The organism is Bartonella sp. AP9QHHD, assembly GCF_042195625.1.
Taxonomy (GTDB): Bacteria; Pseudomonadota; Alphaproteobacteria; order Rhizobiales; family Rhizobiaceae; genus Bartonella.
Window position 1 is genome coordinate 126,876 of sequence record NZ_JBHIOP010000086.1, and the last position, 19,899, is coordinate 146,774.

The following is a 19,899-nucleotide window of genomic DNA, read 5'->3' on the forward strand; positions in this document are numbered from 1 at the left end:
AAAAGACATCTGCTCTTCAATAATAATTCGGATCACATGAAAACTCTATAATTTAAACATTAAGCAAAAAATACACAAAAACAGAAAATGGCATTTTAACAAATTTTCCAATATCATAGAAAACATTTCTTATAGAATAATAAAATGCTTATTACAATAGAATCTGGATGATGCAAAGCGATAGAAACAATCACTCAATTGACTTTTCAAAGAACAATTAATAAAATTCTTTTCAAAAAACACGCCACCGTCACTATGAACAATATTTCTCAAGATATTAAATAGAATTCCTTTCTTGGGAAAAAGAAAATATCAACAAATGTTATCATCGTTGCCCCCATGATACATATGAATGCCCATAGATCACATTCTCTTATACACTAACCTTTCATCACAATGATGCTATTCGAACGTCTAAAAGACATTAACATCACTTAGAAAAAAGCAAATTTACACTAAATGTTTTTTGAGCCATTTGTTCTGAACAGGTACAATCTTTAAAATTGGTTTTATTGAGGTCTATTTATTTGCAGAACAAGTATAAATAAACTTATCCAATGAAGCTTTTAGCCTTCTATTTTATGAAGAACACCATATAGAAAAAGTACAAAACAGTATATGAATTAAGAAAGTAAATAGCGACCCATATCAGTTAATCCAAATGCTAAAAGGTTGCAAATGAGAGAACTTCTTTGATGAGACTAAGAAAACATACCATCATATTAAAGCGACTGAGAGAAAAAACTGCAACAAACAACGACCAAAAGCTTCTAAAACAAACAGGAAAATAAATAAAAAACGAAAAAGGTAGAATCTCAAAACTTTTATATAAGCGATCCATTTTTCTATTGTACATTTCCCTATTGGTGGGCCCGGAGGGACTCGAACCCCCAACCAAGCGGTTATGAGCCGCTGGCTCTAACCAATTGAGCTACAGGCCCTAAATAGGTTGTTTCTCTCTAAACTAAAATGCCCTATGATACAAGAGCTGACAAAGATTATAACCTATCTTTTTCTCTTTTCTATTGGTTTTTTTTTCAGTGCTCTAATTTCTTTACAAAAACTCTTAAAAATGAGAGAATAATTAACTGACAAATATAAAGGTATAGATATGATAGAAAAGAAAATTCAACCACTGAAGAGTTCTCTGGTTAAAACAGTTATATTAGCATTTACACTCTTAGCCACATCGTTGACTGTACGTGCTTATGCTGAAGAAAATAAAATGAAAAATGCAACGATTACAGTGACAGCAATCGGAGAAAGTCAAGCAGCACCGGATATGGCCATTATTAATCTAGCCGTTGTTACCTATGACAAAACTGCCCAAAAGGCATTAGCTTCCAATAATCAATCCATCAATGATATTATAAACGCTTTTAAAAACAATGGCATCCAAGCAAATGATTTGCAAACATCAGGCTTATCCATTTATCAGTCAACCTCTGATAAACACCACGAAAAAAAGAATAATGAAAAACTCTATCATGTTTCAAATTCTTTAACCGTGCGCATTCGTGATCTTACCAATGCTGGTAAAATCTTTGATCAAGCGATGACACTAGGTGTTAATTCAGTTAACGGCATTACTTTTACCAACGCAGATACAAAGCCATTTTATCAAGAAGCACGTAAAAAAGCCATTACTGAAGCCATTGAAAAAGCGCAAACGATAGCGCAAGCAGCCGATTTAAAATTAGGAAAAATTATTGAAATCAATGAAAAGGATGATTACTATCACCCAACACCACGTCTCATGAGTAGAGCAGCAGATGTAAGCTACGCAAATACAAATTTTGCAGGTGGTGAATTAAATTATAACGTGAGCGTCACTGTAGTCTTTGCGATCGATTAAGTCACAAACAAGTTGTATAAAAAATCACATTACTGGCCTTCACGTAGAAGACCAGTAATGTGATAAAGATAATCTTCCTCAGATAATAATTCGTCTTCGTAAATCTCTATTTGTCCGCGTGCAGAAATATGCGCTGTATGTACCGTCTGACAATCCCCTGATACCAATGGATGCCACCAATGAAGATCTTTTCCCTCATAAATTAATCTATAAGCACAACTTTCTGGGAGCCAACGCGCTGTTTTAACTGTCGTAATGTCTAGCGATATACAATCTGGTACAATTGATTTACGATGAGCATAATCTCGACACCTGCAGGTTTCCCCATCTAAAAGACGACAAGCAATACTGGTTGCATAAAGGTCACCCGTATCATCGTCCTCAACTTTATGGAGACAACAACAGCCACAGCCATCACAAAGGCTCTCCCACTCAGAAATGGAAATCTCTTCTAATTTTTTTACTTTCCAAAAGGGAAGTTCTCCACTCATAAACTCAGACACACCTTTTTTAATTAAGACGATCTATAAAAAATGAAACGTTTAATTTCTATAATTTTATCTATTTCTGTCTCTTAAAAAGATTCAACTCAATGTATACTTTAAACCATGTTCTTAAAAGCTATCTGAATAAAAAGAGAATATTCAAAAATAGCGCATATAAATGAACATAACCTATTGAAACATCTCTTTGTAAACTTAACGAAGAATAAAATGCGTCACCTAAAATGATAGAAAAATTCCGCAAAGAACATACATTTTTCATCAAAAAGTCCGTATGTTGCAATATAAGTTTACTCCTAATAGATCTCATTTCTTAAAAACGAGCCGCGCTATACGCAAGGTAATGTTTTTATCGTTCATTTCTTGAAAGCCCCCTACTCTCTACTCCATAACCACCCTTTGCCCTATATCTATTCTTTTGAGAAAGAGAAGTATAAAGCCCCAAAGCTAAGAAAAACATTAAACATCGAAAACTTTCTAGATTGTTCAAATTTTTCCTATGTTTTTCTCAAAAAAGTATCCAAGTACAACATGAAGCACCTCCCCCCTTCATTAGGAAGAAAGAGGGAGTTATTAAAATGCACACGAATTCTTTTATTTAAGAATCGAGAAAACTGCGCAATTTTCGTGAACGGCTAGGATGTTTTAATTTACGAAGTGCCTTTGCTTCAATCTGACGAATACGCTCTCTTGTAACTGAGAACTGCTGTCCCACTTCTTCCAATGTGTGATCGGTATTCATCCCTATTCCAAAACGCATCCGCAAAACACGTTCTTCTCGTGGTGTTAATGAAGCAAGAACGCGTGTTGTCGTATCTCGCAGATTAGCTTGGATAGCTGCATCAATTGGTAATAACGCATTCCTATCCTCAATAAAATCACCCAAATGGGAATCATCTTCATCACCAACAGGCGTTTCGAGAGAAATAGGTTCTTTTGCAATTTTAAGAACTTTTCGTACTTTTTCTAACGGCATAGAAAGCTTGCTAGATAATTCTTCTGGTGTTGGTTCTCGTCCAATTTCATGGAGAATCTGACGCGAGGTACGAACGATTTTATTAATTGTTTCAATCATATGAACAGGAATACGAATTGTACGTGCCTGATCAGCAATTGAACGTGTAATAGCTTGACGAATCCACCATGTTGCATAAGTTGAAAATTTGTAGCCGCGCCGATATTCAAACTTATCCACAGCCTTCATCAAACCAATATTGCCCTCTTGAATAAGATCAAGAAACTGCAAACCACGATTGGTGTATTTTTTTGCAATTGAAATGACAAGACGCAAATTAGATTCTACCATCTCTTTTTTCGCAATTGTTGATTCGCGTTCACCTTTCTGCACCTGCATAACAATCCGACGAAATTCACCAATCGAAATAGCCGTTTCTTGCGCAAGATTTTGTATTTCACTTCGCAGTTTTTGGATTTCTTTTGCTTCACGCACCGAAAACTCTTTCCAACCAGGTGTAGGCAAAGCAGAAATATAATTCATCCAATCCGCGTCCAATTCACGCCCTTGGTATTCTTTTAAAAAGTCCTCATGGCCAATGCCATAGCTATTGGCAATCCGTTTCAGCTTACCTTCATTATGAATCAATCTCTTATTAATGTCATAAAGCTGTTCAACCAAAGCTTCGATACGATTTTGGTTTAAAGAAAGGGATTTTACTGCTTGAATCAACTCACCCTTTAATTGAATATATTTCTTCTTCTGAGAAGATGTAAGAGCCCCCTCTTTACGCTCTGCCAAACTGCTTTCAACATGCTGATCTTGTAATTTTCGTAATTTCACATAGGTTTGAGCAATAAAATCCAATGTTTCCATAACTTGAGGACAAAGTTCATTTTCCATTGCAGCAAGCGATAAGTTAACATCGTCCTCGTCCTCTTCATCATCGTCTTCAATGTTTCTCTCTCCTGCGCTCTCCCCCATATTACGTATACCAGAAGACATTTTTTCTTCTACTGTCTTATCAACTTCACTTCGCTCAATAACAGGAGCCTGCTTTGCTTCTGGACCAGCATAAGTCGTTTCAAGATCAATAATTTCACGAAGAAGAATACGCTGCTCTTTTAACTCGTCACGCCAGATAATAAGAGCCTGAAAAGTCAAAGGACTCTCACAAAGTCCTGCAATCATTGTCTCACGCCCTGCTTCAATACGCTTAGCAATGGCAATTTCGCCTTCCCGCGAAAGAAGCTCAACAGCTCCCATCTCACGCAAATACATACGCACCGGATCATCCGTACGATCTGTTACTTCGCGTTTATTCGTTGTCGTTGCAATTGCGTGGCTAGAGGCTTCTACTAAATCACCCCCCTCTACCGTAACTTCTTCTTCATAATTTTCAGACTCGACTTCATCCTCATCATCCACAACATTAACCCCCATCTCAGAGAACATCGCCAAGATATCTTCAATTTGTTCGGATGTAACCTCGTCAGAAGGAAGAACAGCATTGAGTTCATCCATTGTTACGTAACCATTTTTTTTGGCAAGTTTAATCATTTTCTTGATGGCATCATCAGAAAAATCAAGAAGAGGACTATCCAAACTCGCTTGGTTTGTTACTTCTGCATTATCTTTCTGTTTAACCTTTGTTGCCATACCATAACTCCACTCGATCACTTCATAGTTTCCATGTAACCATAGTTTCCATGTGACCAGTTTTTTTTGTTCTCACTAAAATCTACCAATAGTTACTCATATATACTTCCTGTTAAGAGATTACCATTGGAAAGAATACATTTTGTATACGCCCTGACATCCAGACAAGCTTGACATCCAGACAAAAACGCGGGAAAACTCCAGAAGTTTCCCCGACACCTCTCAGCCCTTCTGAGATAATCTCTGCACCCTATCGTAAGAACCAATTTCCCGCTTTTCCTAAAATTTACCCGCTTTTCCTAAAATTTAATTGTCATCTTTATAAAAATGTCACTCCACATAAACTTCCTCATCTAAAATTTAAGTGACTGATTCGCATTAAAAAAGCGAATCATTTTATCGTATCTTGTGTATTCCCGTCTATTTTTTCATCCAACCAACTTCCAAATCCTTCAATTAACGCTTCTGTTGCCTGCATCTGCTCCAGCTCATTTTTTACCTCACGAAGCAGATCAAAAACCTCACTCTTAGGATTTTCTACAAGTTGCTCTTCAATATCCTGTAACCTCTTATGTAGGTGGTGTTCTTGAAGATGCAAGTAGACAGCTTGTTTTAATATAGCACGCGCATCTTCTATAGGGGCTCCACCAGGAATAATACGCATACCAATATTTTGCACAAGATGTTTCATACGCTCTAACAGAGCCTTTTGCCCTCTTTTTTCTAAGAACGCAACCATCGTCTCTTTATCATGAAGCTGTTGGTCCCCAAGAATTTCCAACATAGCTTGATGAAAAATTATCAATTGAGTATTTTTTAATTCTAACTCAGAAAGAATTTCAAAATTTTCATACCACAACTCAGGATAGTAAGCTAAAGTAAGTAAAATCACTGCTTCACGCAAAGGGATAGATTGCGAAGAATTTCGTACTATTTCAGAATTTGCTAACAGAGAAAAGGTTTGATCTTTAAAGGTCCTATTTGGTGAAGATTGACCATATCGCCCTTCCCCCCTTTTTTTCGAAAAAGAGGGACGAAAAAAATCAAAAAGGCGTTTTTTTACATCTTGCAAATAATAACGACGGACATCTTCATCCTTAATCGTAAAAATTTGTTGTTTTAGTTGTTTTTCTAGCGCTGCTCGTGCCTCTGGAATTTCAAAATGCTTTCCATAGGTAGCACGCCACCATAAAAGCTCACTCAAAGGAATAGCTTTTTGCAAAAAAGAAGAAAAAAGCTGTGCTCCACCAGCACAAACAATTTCATCAGGATCTTTCCCTTGTGGCAACAAAACAAAGCGTACACAAACCCCAGCCTTTAAAAGAGGCAACACACGATCAGCAACACGAAAAGCAGCTTTTAAACCAGCATCATCACCATCAAAACACAAAATAGGCTCCTTCCCCATCTGCCATAAAAGCTCAATTTGCGCTTCCGTTAATGCTGTCCCTAAGGGCGCTACAACTCCTTCAAAACCAGCTTTAGTCAATGCAATGACATCCATATACCCCTCAACAACAAGGAGTGAATGAATTTTTTCATCGCCAACAAAGCGACTATTTTTGCGAGCTGCTGCCGCGTTATAAAGTATATTTCCTTTATGAAACAGCACTGTTTCAGGGCTATTGAGATATTTTGCTCGTGTCTCTTTCTCTAATGCACGCCCTCCGAAAGCCACCACACGTCCGCGCAAATCTTCGATAGGAAACATAATGCGATTTCTAAATCGGTCATAAGAATCTGCGCTCTCCTCATGCACTGAGAGAAGCCCACATTCTTCCATTTGCTTTATTGAAATGCCCCGTGCACTCAAAGCTTCTTTCAAAGCTGTACGCCTTACCGGTGCAAAACCAATGCGGAAACGCTCTACAAGCTCTGGTGTAACACCACGTGCATCCAGATAACGACGTGCTTGCGTACCTTCTTTATCGCGTAAATTATATTGAAAAAAATCTGTAGCAATTTTCATCACATCATAAAGGTCAGCTTTTTCCAGTTGACGTTTATGACTTTGTGAATCCAAAATAGGGAGTTTTATTCCCGCAAAATCAGCCAAACGCTCTACACTTTCTGAAAAGTGCAATCCATCAAGCTCACACAAAAAGGTAAAAATATCTCCACTTACACCACAACCAAAACAATAATAGCGCCCTTTATGATCATCACAATGAAAACTTGGCGTTTTTTCACCATGAAATGGACAACAACACCAAAAGTCTCCCCGTGAAGGCTTACTTTTTCGAGGATCAAAATCCACCCGTTGCCCAATCACTGTTGAAATTGGGAGTCTCGTACGCAATTCATTAAGGAAATCGGGCGGAAAACGCATTATCTCTCACAGAGTTTGAAAATTCTTTTTTGCATATTTAACGACTTTAGAGCATAATTCCAATACTTCCTCTTAAGCAGTTGTAAAATTTTAAACCCTCAACTGCATATATTTTTAGAAATGGAGAATAAAAAGTGATCGAATTTATTGCTCAATATCCGTGGTTAGAGGCTATTTCTTGGCTTGTTATTCTTACTATAGCTGCCCTTTTAGTGAACTTTCTAGGACGAAAATTACTTATTCACGGAGCAAAAAAACTCTCTTCTTTTCTCCCCAAAAATACAACGATCGATATTAATAATGCTATTCAATACATAGCGGATATCATTTCAGCTTTTATTCTTTCAATTGGTGTTAATTTTATCTCAACATTGCCCGATGCATTTAGCACTGTCATCAGTAATGTTGCCAACGCCTTCATTATCTTCTTTGTCGTCCTGACAATTTCTTCCTGTCTCAATGTCATTAACATCCTTTACGAACAACGACCAACAGCACGACTAAAACCAATAAAAGGTTATATTCAAATTGCTAAAATTGCACTTTTTGCTGTTGCAACAATTTTAATGGTCGCTACATTGATTGACCGTTCCCCTCTTATTCTCTTCTCCGGTCTTGGTGCAATGGCCGCGGTTCTCATGTTAATTTTTCAAGATACGCTTCTTTCTCTCGTTGCCGGTATTCAAATTTCATCCACTGATATGGTTCGTGTTGGGGATTGGATTGAAATCCCCAATCTCGGTGCCGATGGTGATGTTATTGAAATTGCCTTGCATACTGTTAAAGTTCAAAATTTCGACAACACCATCACCTCAGTTCCTATCCGTAAACTTGTGACCGACCCTTTTAAAAATTGGCGTGGAATGCAAGAATCGGGTGGCAGACGCATCAAACGCTCCCTTTTTATTGATCAATCAAGTATCCATTTTCTCACAAAAGAAGAACAAAAATATCTTTCCCGATTTAATTTATTAGAAAGTTATTTCACGCAAAAAGTAGAAGAAATCGAACAATGGAACGCTCAATTAGATAAAAATCATGATGTCTTAGCCAATACGCGCCGTTTAACCAACATTGGAACTTTTCGTGCTTATGTTTTTGCTTATCTACAACAGCATCTAAACATCAACCCTAATATGACCCTCATGGCACGGCAATTACCTCCTACAGAAAATGGTTTACCCTTAGAAATCTATTGCTTTACGAACACCACCGTTTGGATCGACTATGAACAAATTCAAGGCGATATCTTTGATCACCTTTATTCCATTCTGCCCTGTTTCGGTCTAAAGGTTTTTCAAAATCCAAGCGGTTATGATTTTAATCAAGTATTAAAAGCAAAAGTGAAATAAAAACAATAAACTTCAATTTATTAATTTGAGGCAACCACATTCACAACAACAAAGAAAGAATAAAGTATCATGAATGGTTCATTGGTACTCCTTCATCTTGCCGGCGCTATTTCTTTACTTCTCTGGGCCACACGCATGGTGCGCACAGGAGTTGAACGCGCCTATGGTGACAGACTTAAATATAAAATGTGCCACGTCGTTTCAAAACCATTGTTTGCCGTAAGTTTTGGGCTTTTTACAGCAATGATTTTACAAAGCTCTACAGCAATAACACTCCTCGTTGGCTCTTTCGTTGAATCTGGTTTTGTCTCTGGAGTAGCAGGACTTATGGCTGTACGTGGAGGAGAATTAGGATCAGCAATCGTTGTAAAAATTCTCACCTATGACCTCACTCTTGTTGTACCCTTGTGTCTTTTAATTGGCACTTGTATCTTCATGACAACAGAAAAACGTGAATGGCGTCAAATAGGACGTATTGTCATCGGTATTGGTCTTTTGATTTTATCTTTAGAGATGATAAGTACCGCGACAGAACCTTTACGTGAAAGCGAAATTTTGCCTAGCATCATTCGTTATCTTTCAACCGATCCTATTTCCACTTTTTTGTTGGCTGCTGGCTTAACCTACCTCTTACATTCATCCATTGCAGGAATCATTTTGCTGGTCAATTTTGCCAACTACGATCTTATCCATACGCAACTCTGTGTTGTCATGGTTCTTGGTGTCAACTTTGGCTCTTCTCTTATAGCACCACTTTTAACGCGCAACGCCTCTCCTAATACCCGCCTCGTTCCCTTAGGAAATTTACTCATGCGTGGGGCAGGGTCAATCCTTATACTTATCTTATTTCTCTCCTTTCACCCTCCCATCACATGGCTTGGCAATAACGCCCCTACTCAAGTAATCAACGCCCATATCATTTTTAATGTTTTCATTCTCCTTGCTGGAATACCGCTTTCAAAATGGGTTTTAAAATTAACCACTCAGATCGTGAATATAAGTGCAAAAAAAATGCAAGCCGACAAAACGCTCAATTTATCCGATCAAACAGCTCTTGATGACAGTGTTCTTGATCGCCCAACTCTCGCCCTCTCGAATGTCATGCGTGAAGTCATTCATATTTGTGATCTTGTAGACATCATGCTAGAAAAAATTATGGGACTTTATGAAAAGCCTGATCCCAATATTATTCGTGAACTCAACCAACTCAACACCATATTGGACAAAAAACATATCGCCATCAAACTTTATCTTGCACGATTAGCGGGACAAAAATTATCTGACGAAGAAGCTCTTCAAACGCAAGAACTTCTAGGTGCCTGTATAAAATTAGACCAAGCAGGCGATATCATTATTCATAATATGTTGATGCTGGTTAAAAAGAAACAACAAAAAGGTTTACAGTTCAGCAGCGAGGGCTGGAGTGACCTCCTTCGTTTCCACGCCATTGTACTAGCCAACGCGCATATAGCATTTAACGTTCTCGTCTCACGTGATACACACACTGCACACCTATTGGTACAAAAAAAAGATCAACTACGAAACTTAGAAAAAGAGATGAGTTTAAAACATTTTAAACGTCTGCGTGAAGGGGATCTCAAAAATGTAGAATCATCCAGTCTTCATCTCGACACTGTGCGCGACCTCAAACAAATCAACTCTCTTTTGACCTCAATGATCTACCCCATTTTAGAAGAACAGGGACTTCTTCAAAGTTCTCGTCTACGCAACCCTGCTGAAGAACAAACAGAAAAAACTTAAACCTTTCAAATAACTTGAATAAAACACACATCACATCGATTATTCAATTTTGAATATGGTCAAGATATTGATTTAATCAAAATATCTTATTATTCGACAATTTAAATGAGCTTTCTGCATCGTAAGTTTCTTTCATTTAAAATCTATACATGATGAATTGCTCAAAGTCATCTGCTTGCACATTACAAACAAAGCAGCATGTAGAATAGAACTCTTGAAGAAAGACGTAAAAATGCCTAACCATCTCAAAGCCAAGACTGTTAAACACATAAAGAGTAGGTCAAGAGTATGATAGTTCCAACCTAAACCCGCCTTGTAAAAAGGGAACCGCTTCACAGTAGCAGCGAAACAGAAATACTCTATAAGAAATACAAAACCCCACAAAAATGCAATATTTATATCAAGATTGGTAGAGGTTCAACCTATACAGCCATGCTATAACGTATCAACGAAACAGTTTTCATTTCAAACATCATTGATATCAATTGGCAAGCTCCAAACTTTTAAATATCCATTTTACTTATTGCTTTAATCACAATTGTTTTTAATGTAAGAGAGAGATTTAAAAAGCTTATAAATACACTTTATGAGTTCTTAGAACATTTCTACTAATATTTTCTTCTTTTATTCATATTTATCAATTAATTAATTTATTTATAAATTAAAATATGTTGTATATTTATACTTATTAAGTATTATTATGATATAAATGTGAATATTATTTTTATATAAAGGAAAGTAATAAGTAAAATATCTAAAAGAAATATCCTTTCCACTGGTTAAAAAAGGAATAAACCTTGATTTTTACAAAGTTTACTCTAGTTACAATTTAAATTCAGGCAAAGGAGGGTATCATGGAAAATGCAAACATCGGTTGGATTGCTGCTATTATTATCGGCGGGATTGCAGGTTGGGCAGCACAGTATATTATGAAAAGCCAAACAGGAATATTGTTAAATATTATCTTAGGAATTATTGGCGCTGCGCTAGCAAGCTTTCTTTTTAGTCTTTTAGGTGTAAGTTTTGCTGGTTGGCTTGGCTATCTTATTTCAGGTTTTATAGGAGCCTGTATTCTTATATGGATAGGACAAAAAATTCGATCATAGAGTATTTATTTTTTACACCTTTTGGAATTCAATACAAAACTAGGAAACAACTAGCAGAGTTTGAAATATTTTCTTGTAACTTGGTGTTACCAATTTTGATATGATGGTGAGATGCTTAAGCTGCGATTTTAGGCATACACCATCACCGTATTATAAAACGAAATGCAGTAAAGAACTTTATAACGCACCATTTCATACCTATATAAACTTACGCATATCAGGAGAGATATGTTGCGTTATTTTAACGAAATACGAACTGATTTATGTACCACGTGCGCAAATCCAGCATATCTCACTGTAATAACAATTCATAAGGTTACAAAAATCACTAACGATGATTAAAAATTCTACCGTATAATGCTTAACACCTATACACTCTATCAACAATACCCTTTTTACCGAAAAACTCGAAGCGCTCTTTTACATTCTTAAGAAATAAAGAGAGACGGCAAGAATAAAATGATAAATATTTTTTCTAATCTATGAAATAAAATAGTATCTAAAATAAATATGAAAATTAAATTATAATGTGTTTTTTTAAATTTATTTTTAATAATAAAAATATATAAGTAAAAATTAATAATATTAATGCAAATTTATTATAAAATTAATACACATTATGTGATGTAATATTTCAAAATTTTAATAATATAATATATTTTGCAAAAATATATGCATTACTATAAACTTCTTGATTATAAAGAATACGATCTCCTTTACATCTCAATTCAAAAGATTTGAATATCTCTTCTCTTTCTAAAGTATAAAATAAAGTTTTGTTCCTCTTAAAATTTCCTCTTTATATCATCTTGCATAGATGAATTTTTAGCTCTTCTTTATATGCGTTACAAACGAATTTTAAAGCACGAAACATTTTTCCCATTGCTCTCATGCGATAAAGAAATTTCCGTAATGCATTGTGAAAGCGCCTTGAACAAAACATAATACTTTATTTTGCTTTTTTAAATGAAAATAATCCTATAATATATACTTCCTGCATATCTTCTTTTAAAGACCTTTGCTTTCGATTTTCCCTTTGATATCTTCCTGTTAAAATCTTGCTGCTTTTATACTCCTTGTATTACAATAGAGCTATCTATTTAACCCAACATAACATATGGAATAAGACTTTAGCTGTGGAGTAAAACGATGTCTGATCTTGAAGATTCCATCTTACCACCTCTAAAGTGGTTCTCTGATCAAAATCCTCCAATACCAGAAAATGTTCGCGATTGGCTCATGGAATCGGGCTCAATGACGCTTCGATTAAAGAAATATTGTACCTGCCTCCAAGTTCAACCACAACGCGAATGTTTTATTACGCGAGATAAATTAACAGAAGAAGCAGAGCATCTCCCCGAAAATGCGCGTTATTGGCTACGCGAAGTCATATTAATGGGAGATAATAAACCTTGGCTCCTTGGACGCACTGTAATTCCACAAGAAACCCTCCTACACAATCAAGCCTTGATGCATTTGGGAACTGTACCTCTAGGACATTATTTATTTAACAATGACAAATTAACCCGCGATTACATTCATATTGGTCAACAAGGTGCGCTATGGGCACGCCGTTCCCGTTTGCGGTTAACGGGTAAGCCATTGTTGCTAACTGAACTATTTTTAACAGATTCACCACTGTATCCCCACAAATAGAGGTTACTCATTTTATTCTGCATAACTTATAGATTTCATATAGCTTATAAGGGATTTAATCAGAGAAAAGAATTTCAAAATTATCTCAAGAACACATTAAAAACAAAGATTTCTTTTCAAAATATCCTTTTATTTCATCAACTCAGCTTAAAAAATCTCTTCCCTAGAAAAAACGTTCTAAAATTCTGATTTTCTTATCATTAAAACCAGCACTTGAATTAAAAAGATACACACCATATTGATAAAACCATCTATATTTAAATTTCTTGCTGAATAATCACTACTCTAAAATACGGTAACTCTTTATCAAACAAATGCTTTGAAACAGCAAAAAAGACAATAATACACTCCCCAAAATTGGAAATCTGTATCAATTAGCTTAATCATTCTGTTTTAAAATTTTTAACAGTGCTGACAATAGATCTTTTTAAAAAAGTAAAAACTCTATAATCTTTTTGTTTTTTAATGGTCTAACAGCTTTGAAGAACAGAAAAATATAATACTTAAAAGAATGTTTATTGCTCTATAAGAGCCAAAAAAATTTCGTTGATATCAAAAAAATATTTTTTTGATAATAGTATGTATATAAAAAATAAATGATATTTATCAACATCCTACTGACTTACAAAGGCGACGCACAATAAAAAATATTTTCCAATCCCCTTGAATTAACAAGATCTATTGCAATTTTTGACGAAGACTATTGCACACTTTAGAAAAATTCATTTGCCCCGCATACCGTTCCTTAAGCCATGCCATCACCTTACCGATATCGCGTAATTTTTCTGCCTTTGTTTGTGCCAAAGCTTCACAAAGAACCTGTTCTACTTCCATCTCCTTAAGTTGATAGGGAAGAAATTCACGAATAACTTCTATTTCTGCTTGTCCTCTCTCTGCCAATTCCAAGCAACCAGACTCTTTATAGGCTCGCATCAATTCTTCACGCTGTTGAAGCATTTTAGTGAAAACAGACTGTATCTGCTGATCATCCACTTCTAGCTTCCCTTCATCATAATAAAGAATATCACGATCCCTAACTGCAGCATTCATTAAACGAAGTGTAGCAAGACGCGCACTATCTTGCGCTTTCAAAGCAGCCCTAAGAGCCCCATCAATCTGGTTACGCAACATAAATTTATCCAATTTTTGTTCAAGAAGAAGATGCCTTTTAACCAATCTTTATCCATCTTGCAATGGAGAATAAAAAATAATTAAGGACTCGATCTTCGAAAAGCTAAAACAAGACTTTACCTCTTCATGGAATGTACTTATACTGCCTACTTCAAGCGAAACGTTACCAGAATAATATACACAGCATCTGCTAAAGGTATGATTTTTGTGTAAAGTTGATCATTATACCTTTCAGAGAATAAATTGTGGATACATACTATGATACAAGCGACTTCACCCAGCCACCCTTGGAGTATCAAAAAACCGACAGCCCTCTTAGTCTTAGCAGATGGAACCGTTATTGAAGGCAAAGGAGCAGGTGCTACAGGTATAGCTGAAGCTGAAGTGTGTTTTAACACCGCCATCACAGGCTATGAAGAAATCCTCACAGACCCGTCATACACACAACAAATCGTTAATTTTACTTTTCCTCATATAGGAAATGTAGGGGCAAATAGCGAAGATATTGAAGATCTCTCTCCTCTCAATTGTCATGGTGCTGTTGGCGCTATTTTCAAAGCAGACATTACACATCCCTCAAATTATCGATCCAATGAAAATCTTCATCAATGGCTTAAAACGCGTAAAATTATTGCACTTTGTGGTATTGATACACGTGCACTCACAATTCTTATTCGTGAAAAAGGTGCACAAAATGCTGTCATTGCACACGATGCTAATGGAAACTTTGATATTCCTTCTTTAAAGAAACGTGCGCAAAAATGGCAAGGTCTCGTCAATCTTGACCTTACGAAAGACGTGACATCTCAATCATCAATGCAATGGAATGAAAAACCATGGAGTTGGAATAAAGGATACGGTACAAACAATGTGCACAATCTTCATATCATTGCAATTGACTACGGTATTAAACGTAATATTCTTCGCCTTATGGCAACACAAAAAGCACGCATTACTGTTGTGCCTGCTCACACAACTGCAAAAGAAATTCTGGCAATAAACCCTGATGGCGTTTTTCTTTCTAATGGACCAGGAGACCCCGCAGCTACGGCTCAATATGCCATTCCAACAATCAAAACATTAATTGATCATAATTTACCAATTTTTGGAATATGTCTTGGTCATCAACTTCTCGCTCTTACGGTTGGTGCAAAGACCGTGAAAATGCACCAAGGACATCATGGTGCCAACCACCCAGTTAAAGACCTTAACACTGGAAAAGTTGAGATTGTATCGATGAATCACGGTTTTGCCGTAGATTCTTCCTCTTTACCACAACATGTTCAAGAAACACATATTTCTCTCTTTGATGGTTCAAACTGTGGTATTCGAATCATTGGAAAACCTGTTTTTTCTGTTCAATATCACCCCGAAGCTTCTCCTGGACCACAAGATAGCCACTACCTCTTTCAGCATTTTAGTGATCTCATTATGAATTATAAAAAAATATCTTAAAATAAAAAGCCTCACCTTTTAACTTCTCTCCTTTAAATTATATCATCTTCCTACGCACAATTATATTATTTTTATACCTACAACTTATTGAATAAATATTCTTATTGATCATTCTAAAACTAAAAAGAGCGCTCTGAATAGCTTAAATTTTTCTCATTCCTCTCCTCTTAAGGTCGTATCCATCAAAATCATTGGTTTCTCCCCCCAAGCAAGATAAGTGGGTCGATAAAAACCATTTTTAAAAAGAGTAAAGTGCCTAATATTCAAATAAGCATTTGATTCACAATACAATTTTAAGCATTCTATTGTGCATGAGAAACATAATCCCTCCTAAAGAATAAAAAAATTAAAGTGTGAGACAGTGCAACAAATCTCTACTTTTTAAAAGATATTGCCGTAGATGGTTTTGAAAACTGTAAAGTCGAATAAAAAAGTAATCGCAAAACAGAAAACATCTTTTCAATTTTACAACGTTATATTCTTCCAAAATGAGGTTGTCTTTCGATTCCAGAAATGATGCCAACAAATATAAGCAATATTTTACTTCCAATTTGCCATATAAAATTTGGAATTGTTCATACAATACTGATACATCTAACTCAGATACGTTTTAATCTTTTTTTTTCAATATGCTGCTACATTAGCACTGGATATTAATTTGCAAGCAATAGAAAAAATACGGTCTCCCCTATACAAACAATATCACAAAATAAAAAAATTATTTTCACTAAATGAGAAGGATATATCGATATTCTATACAACACTTTGTGAAACAAATATCACAAAAAACTTTCTGCCTATAAAATGATACATTTTGTTTATCTTGTGCATTCTCTAGCAAAATAGTACGTACCAGCCCCTCTCAACAAATTAACGTACCCGCAAGACAAAAATAACTGTCGCAACAACAAGAAGAAAAAAGCCTCCAACAAAAGGAGCACCAGAAAAATAAAACAGTGCATTTTTATCTGTAAAACATTCAAAAAGAAACACATAAAAAACAGAACCAAATGTTAAACTCAACGAAATAACAGATGTCATCGCTCCTTGCAGTTCTCCTTGTACATTTGTCGGTACCTGCGCTGAAGCAATAGCACGTATAGGTGCATGAACAAGATACTCAAGCATAGTACACACACAAACCATATAAACCATCCACCCCTGCGTCGCAAATGTATAACCCAGCATAGCAACAGAGGCAAACAAAAGCCCTACTATAACAATATGCCAATCACTCCATCGTTTAGAAAAATAAGGCAAAATGAGAGCGACTACAATAAATTGGCCTATCCCAAAAACACTATAGGAGAGTCCAATAGAAAAAGAACTCCAATCATAGCGTTCTTTTGCAATGAAAGCCCAAATGCTTAACCATACAGATTCCGCAAACCAATAAAGAAAAAAGACCAATAACACCCAAAGAACCATCGGGTATTGTTTCAGATGCCAAAAAGCACCTAAGGGATTTGCCCGCTTAATATCAAAAAAGCGCCTATTCCATAAAGAAAGGGTTTCTGGAAGCATAACCCAAGAAAAAATAAAATTAATGAGTGAAAAACCAACAGCAAAATAAAACGGAATACGCGGACCAAACTGACCTAAAAAACCACCAATAAACGATCCTAAAATAAACCCCAATGCGGATGCAATGCCTAACAAACCAAAATTGCGTGTACGGGTTTTATCATCAGATATATCCGCAAGATAAGCTGTACAAGTTGCAAAACTAGCGCCACTTATCCCTGACAAAAGACGCCCGATAAATAACATAGAATAGCTCCATGCTATAGCACATATGAGATTATCAAGAGCAAAGCAAATAATAGAGAGAAGCAAAATAGGACGACGACCATAACGATCAGAGAGATTGCCAATAACAGGAGCAAACAAAAACTGCATCACTGAATAAGCTGCAAGTAATTTTCCTCTTTCTACAAAAGATGTACTGACCTCTTTTCCAGTTAATTGAGAAAAATATTCAGGCAAAACAGGACAAATGATCGCAATACAAAGAATATCTAACAATAAAGTGATGAACACTAAAACGAGCCCACGCTGAACAAATTTCGGATTGAGCATTTGGTCTGGCATAACATACACACTATTTTACGCATACAATGACTCCCCCGCTCTCTTTTAACTCCCGTTTCCTTTTAAAAGTATTCTATACCGTATACTTTTCACATACAAAATAATAACAAAGTAAAAATTTAAGTAAGAGTCAAGATAAAACTATAAAATTACGTTTTAATTGGTATATATTTAATTGCTATCTCATTGTCAAAGAATAAAAATTTTTTTGCATTATACGAACAAAATATTTGTGCGACAAACTCATGAACAAAATTTCATGAAACACAAAGTATTTCCAATAGTTTTAGAGACATTATGATGAATTTTATCAGACATCGTTTCCCCCTCTCATCCCACCGTTTTCAGGAATCTCAATTCCATCAGATACGTTAGATATACTATAGTAATTGAAACCTTTTAAAAGATAAGCTCTTAAAAAATTTTCTTACCCTCAGAATATGCTATAAGGTTAAAGCAGCATTACCAGAATAGCTTAACAACGTAAAAAGCTCATCATATTTTTAAAAGTATTTATTTGACAATAATTTTGATTAAAAAATAAGTATATTATAGAGAAAGTTCTTTAATTCTATAATCTTAGAAAATATTCATATCGCTTGCAATTTGTGGAACCTTATTTTATCTTTATATTCATTGATACTCTTAATGATTGTATGCTACCATTAAATCTAACGATGATCATGATAAGCATTTAAAAAAATAGCACTTTTAGAAATAGTTCGTCATGAATTTTTAATTCAAAAATGGTGTATAAAATGCGAAAAATATCCCTATTAATTCTCATATTAATGTTGGTAACAGGATGTGATGTTCAGGATTCTGATTCACAAGAGAGTATTTTAGAAAATAAAATAAAAACACAACAAACAACCAACGTAAACCTAGATCCCTATACTCTAAATAAATTAAATACTCTTCTCAAAAAACGTTCAGAAACAAATTATCAGGAAAAAGGGGCACTAATTGACTTTCTTTCTGAAGCTTTTTTAGGGACACCTTACCAAGCAAATATGTTACATGGCTCAGAAAATACACCAGAAAAACTGATTATTGACTTTAGAGGCTTAGATTGCTTCACTTATCTGGATTATGTTGAAGCATTGCGCAAATCAACATCCCAAACAGAATTCATAAATAACGTCATAAAAACACGTTATATTAACGGTAATGTTCATTTTTTAAATCGGAAACATTTTTTTACAGATTGGGCTTATAGAGAATATAAACTCGCCACTGATATTACCGCTGAAATAAGTCCCCATGCGGTAAAAATAGAAAAATATCTCAACAAAAAAGCTGATGGTGAAAGCTATCTACCTGGGTTGCCAGTTGTGAAACGCACGATAACGTATATTCCAAGTAACTTTATTAATGAGGAGGTTATAGGTCGTTTACAGTCTGGTGATTTCATTGGTATTTATACGAAACTTGCTGGATTGGATGTAACACATGTGGGCTTCTTTATCATGACAGATAAAGGGCCAATGTTAAGAAATGCTTCTTCACGAAAAGAAAACGAAAAAGTCGTTGATTCTCCTTTTATGAATTATGTTGAAAAAACACCAGGAATCATTGTTTTAAGAGCTCTTGAATAACATCATAGCGATATGAAATATCTTCTCTATTCTTAAAATATATACTGTCGTTATTCAGGTAAACATCTAACTTCGTTCAAGCTATACGGATACAATATATTTGTTTACAGTTTTAAGAGAAAAAAGTCGTTTTGATCTAACTTTGTTTATAGGTATGACAAAATCATTTTTGGAGAAATCACGGATTTGTAATCACTTTTACTGGTTGAAAGATTAAAGACAGAAAAGACTCTATTATAGTATCACGCTTTCCTTTCATATTCTCAACCAAGAGTTATCTTTAGATTACCGCTAATCTGATCTTTACGAATATAACGCAAAAAACACAAACGAACGTTTGTAAAAATAAGTAAAAGTAAAGCCAGATATGTTTGGTGTTGTTTCATAAAGTATTTTATAAAAATTCAATCTACCTCTCTAATTTATTGCATATAAATTTTTGACTGTA

General features: G+C 35.3%; 12 protein-coding genes and 1 tRNA gene. 7 read left to right on the forward strand and 6 right to left on the reverse strand.

Annotation, left to right across the window (positions count from 1 at the left end; all coding sequences use genetic code 11):
* Positions 1–864 precede the first annotated feature (864 nt).
* Positions 865–941 (reverse strand) — tRNA-Ile (locus ACFIK4_RS07370).
* Between the two features lie 170 nt (positions 942–1,111).
* On the opposite strand from ACFIK4_RS07370, the gene ACFIK4_RS07375 reads away from it, so the two are divergent.
* Positions 1,112–1,855 (forward strand): SIMPL domain-containing protein, encoded by a 744-nt coding sequence (locus ACFIK4_RS07375; RefSeq protein ID WP_375613351.1) that lies wholly within the window; start codon positions 1,112–1,114, stop codon positions 1,853–1,855.
* Positions 1,856–1,884: 29 nt separating this feature from the next.
* Here the strand turns inward: ACFIK4_RS07375 and ACFIK4_RS07380 are convergent, their stop codons facing one another.
* The 3 genes from ACFIK4_RS07380 to dnaG form a co-directional block, all read right to left on the reverse strand.
* Complete coding sequence (locus ACFIK4_RS07380; RefSeq protein WP_375628795.1) at positions 1,885–2,346, reverse strand: YcgN family cysteine cluster protein; 462 nt, start codon at positions 2,344–2,346, stop codon at positions 1,885–1,887.
* A gap of 610 nt (positions 2,347–2,956) precedes the next feature.
* Positions 2,957–4,972, reverse strand: a complete 2,016-nt coding sequence (gene rpoD, locus ACFIK4_RS07385; RefSeq protein WP_375613401.1) for an RNA polymerase sigma factor RpoD — start codon at positions 4,970–4,972, stop codon at positions 2,957–2,959.
* Positions 4,973–5,363: 391 nt separating this feature from the next.
* A complete protein-coding gene (gene dnaG / locus ACFIK4_RS07390) occupies positions 5,364–7,301 on the reverse strand; it encodes a DNA primase (protein ID WP_375613349.1) in 1,938 nt (645 codons plus the stop codon).
* Between the two features lie 134 nt (positions 7,302–7,435).
* Between dnaG and ACFIK4_RS07395 the strand changes: the two genes are divergently transcribed.
* The 4 genes from ACFIK4_RS07395 (at position 7,436) to ubiC (ending at position 13,176) form a co-directional block, all read left to right on the forward strand.
* Positions 7,436–8,653 (forward strand): mechanosensitive ion channel family protein, encoded by a 1,218-nt coding sequence (locus ACFIK4_RS07395; RefSeq protein WP_375638344.1) that lies wholly within the window; start codon positions 7,436–7,438, stop codon positions 8,651–8,653.
* Between the two features lie 69 nt (positions 8,654–8,722).
* On the forward strand, positions 8,723–10,414 hold the full coding sequence (locus ACFIK4_RS07400) for a Na/Pi cotransporter family protein (RefSeq protein WP_375613347.1): 1,692 nt from the start codon (positions 8,723–8,725) through the stop codon (positions 10,412–10,414).
* An 854-nt stretch (positions 10,415–11,268) separates the two neighbouring features.
* Positions 11,269–11,520: a GlsB/YeaQ/YmgE family stress response membrane protein gene (locus ACFIK4_RS07405; RefSeq protein WP_375611967.1), complete on the forward strand. Its 252-nt coding sequence runs from the start codon at positions 11,269–11,271 to the stop codon at positions 11,518–11,520.
* A 1,149-nt stretch (positions 11,521–12,669) separates the two neighbouring features.
* Positions 12,670–13,176, forward strand: coding sequence for a chorismate lyase (gene ubiC / locus ACFIK4_RS07410; protein WP_375611966.1), 507 nt, complete (start codon positions 12,670–12,672; stop codon positions 13,174–13,176).
* A gap of 678 nt (positions 13,177–13,854) precedes the next feature.
* On the opposite strand, the gene ACFIK4_RS07415 is transcribed toward ubiC, so the two are convergent.
* A complete protein-coding gene (locus ACFIK4_RS07415) occupies positions 13,855–14,352 on the reverse strand; it encodes a GatB/YqeY domain-containing protein (protein ID WP_375611965.1) in 498 nt (165 codons plus the stop codon).
* A gap of 213 nt (positions 14,353–14,565) precedes the next feature.
* Here ACFIK4_RS07415 and carA point away from each other — a divergent pair, with 213 nt between their 5' ends.
* Positions 14,566–15,762 carry a glutamine-hydrolyzing carbamoyl-phosphate synthase small subunit gene (gene carA / locus ACFIK4_RS07420; RefSeq protein WP_375628787.1) on the forward strand — a complete coding sequence of 399 codons (1,197 nt, stop codon included), beginning with the start codon at positions 14,566–14,568 and terminating at the stop codon, positions 15,760–15,762.
* An 870-nt stretch (positions 15,763–16,632) separates the two neighbouring features.
* Here the strand turns inward: carA and ACFIK4_RS07425 are convergent.
* Complete coding sequence (locus ACFIK4_RS07425; protein ID WP_375628786.1) at positions 16,633–17,853, reverse strand: MFS transporter; 1,221 nt, start codon at positions 17,851–17,853, stop codon at positions 16,633–16,635.
* Positions 17,854–18,611: 758 nt separating this feature from the next.
* On the opposite strand from ACFIK4_RS07425, the gene ACFIK4_RS07430 reads away from it, so the two are divergent.
* Positions 18,612–19,451, forward strand: a complete 840-nt coding sequence (locus ACFIK4_RS07430; RefSeq protein ID WP_375613345.1) for a DUF1460 domain-containing protein — start codon at positions 18,612–18,614, stop codon at positions 19,449–19,451.
* Positions 19,452–19,899: the final 448 nt, after the last annotated feature.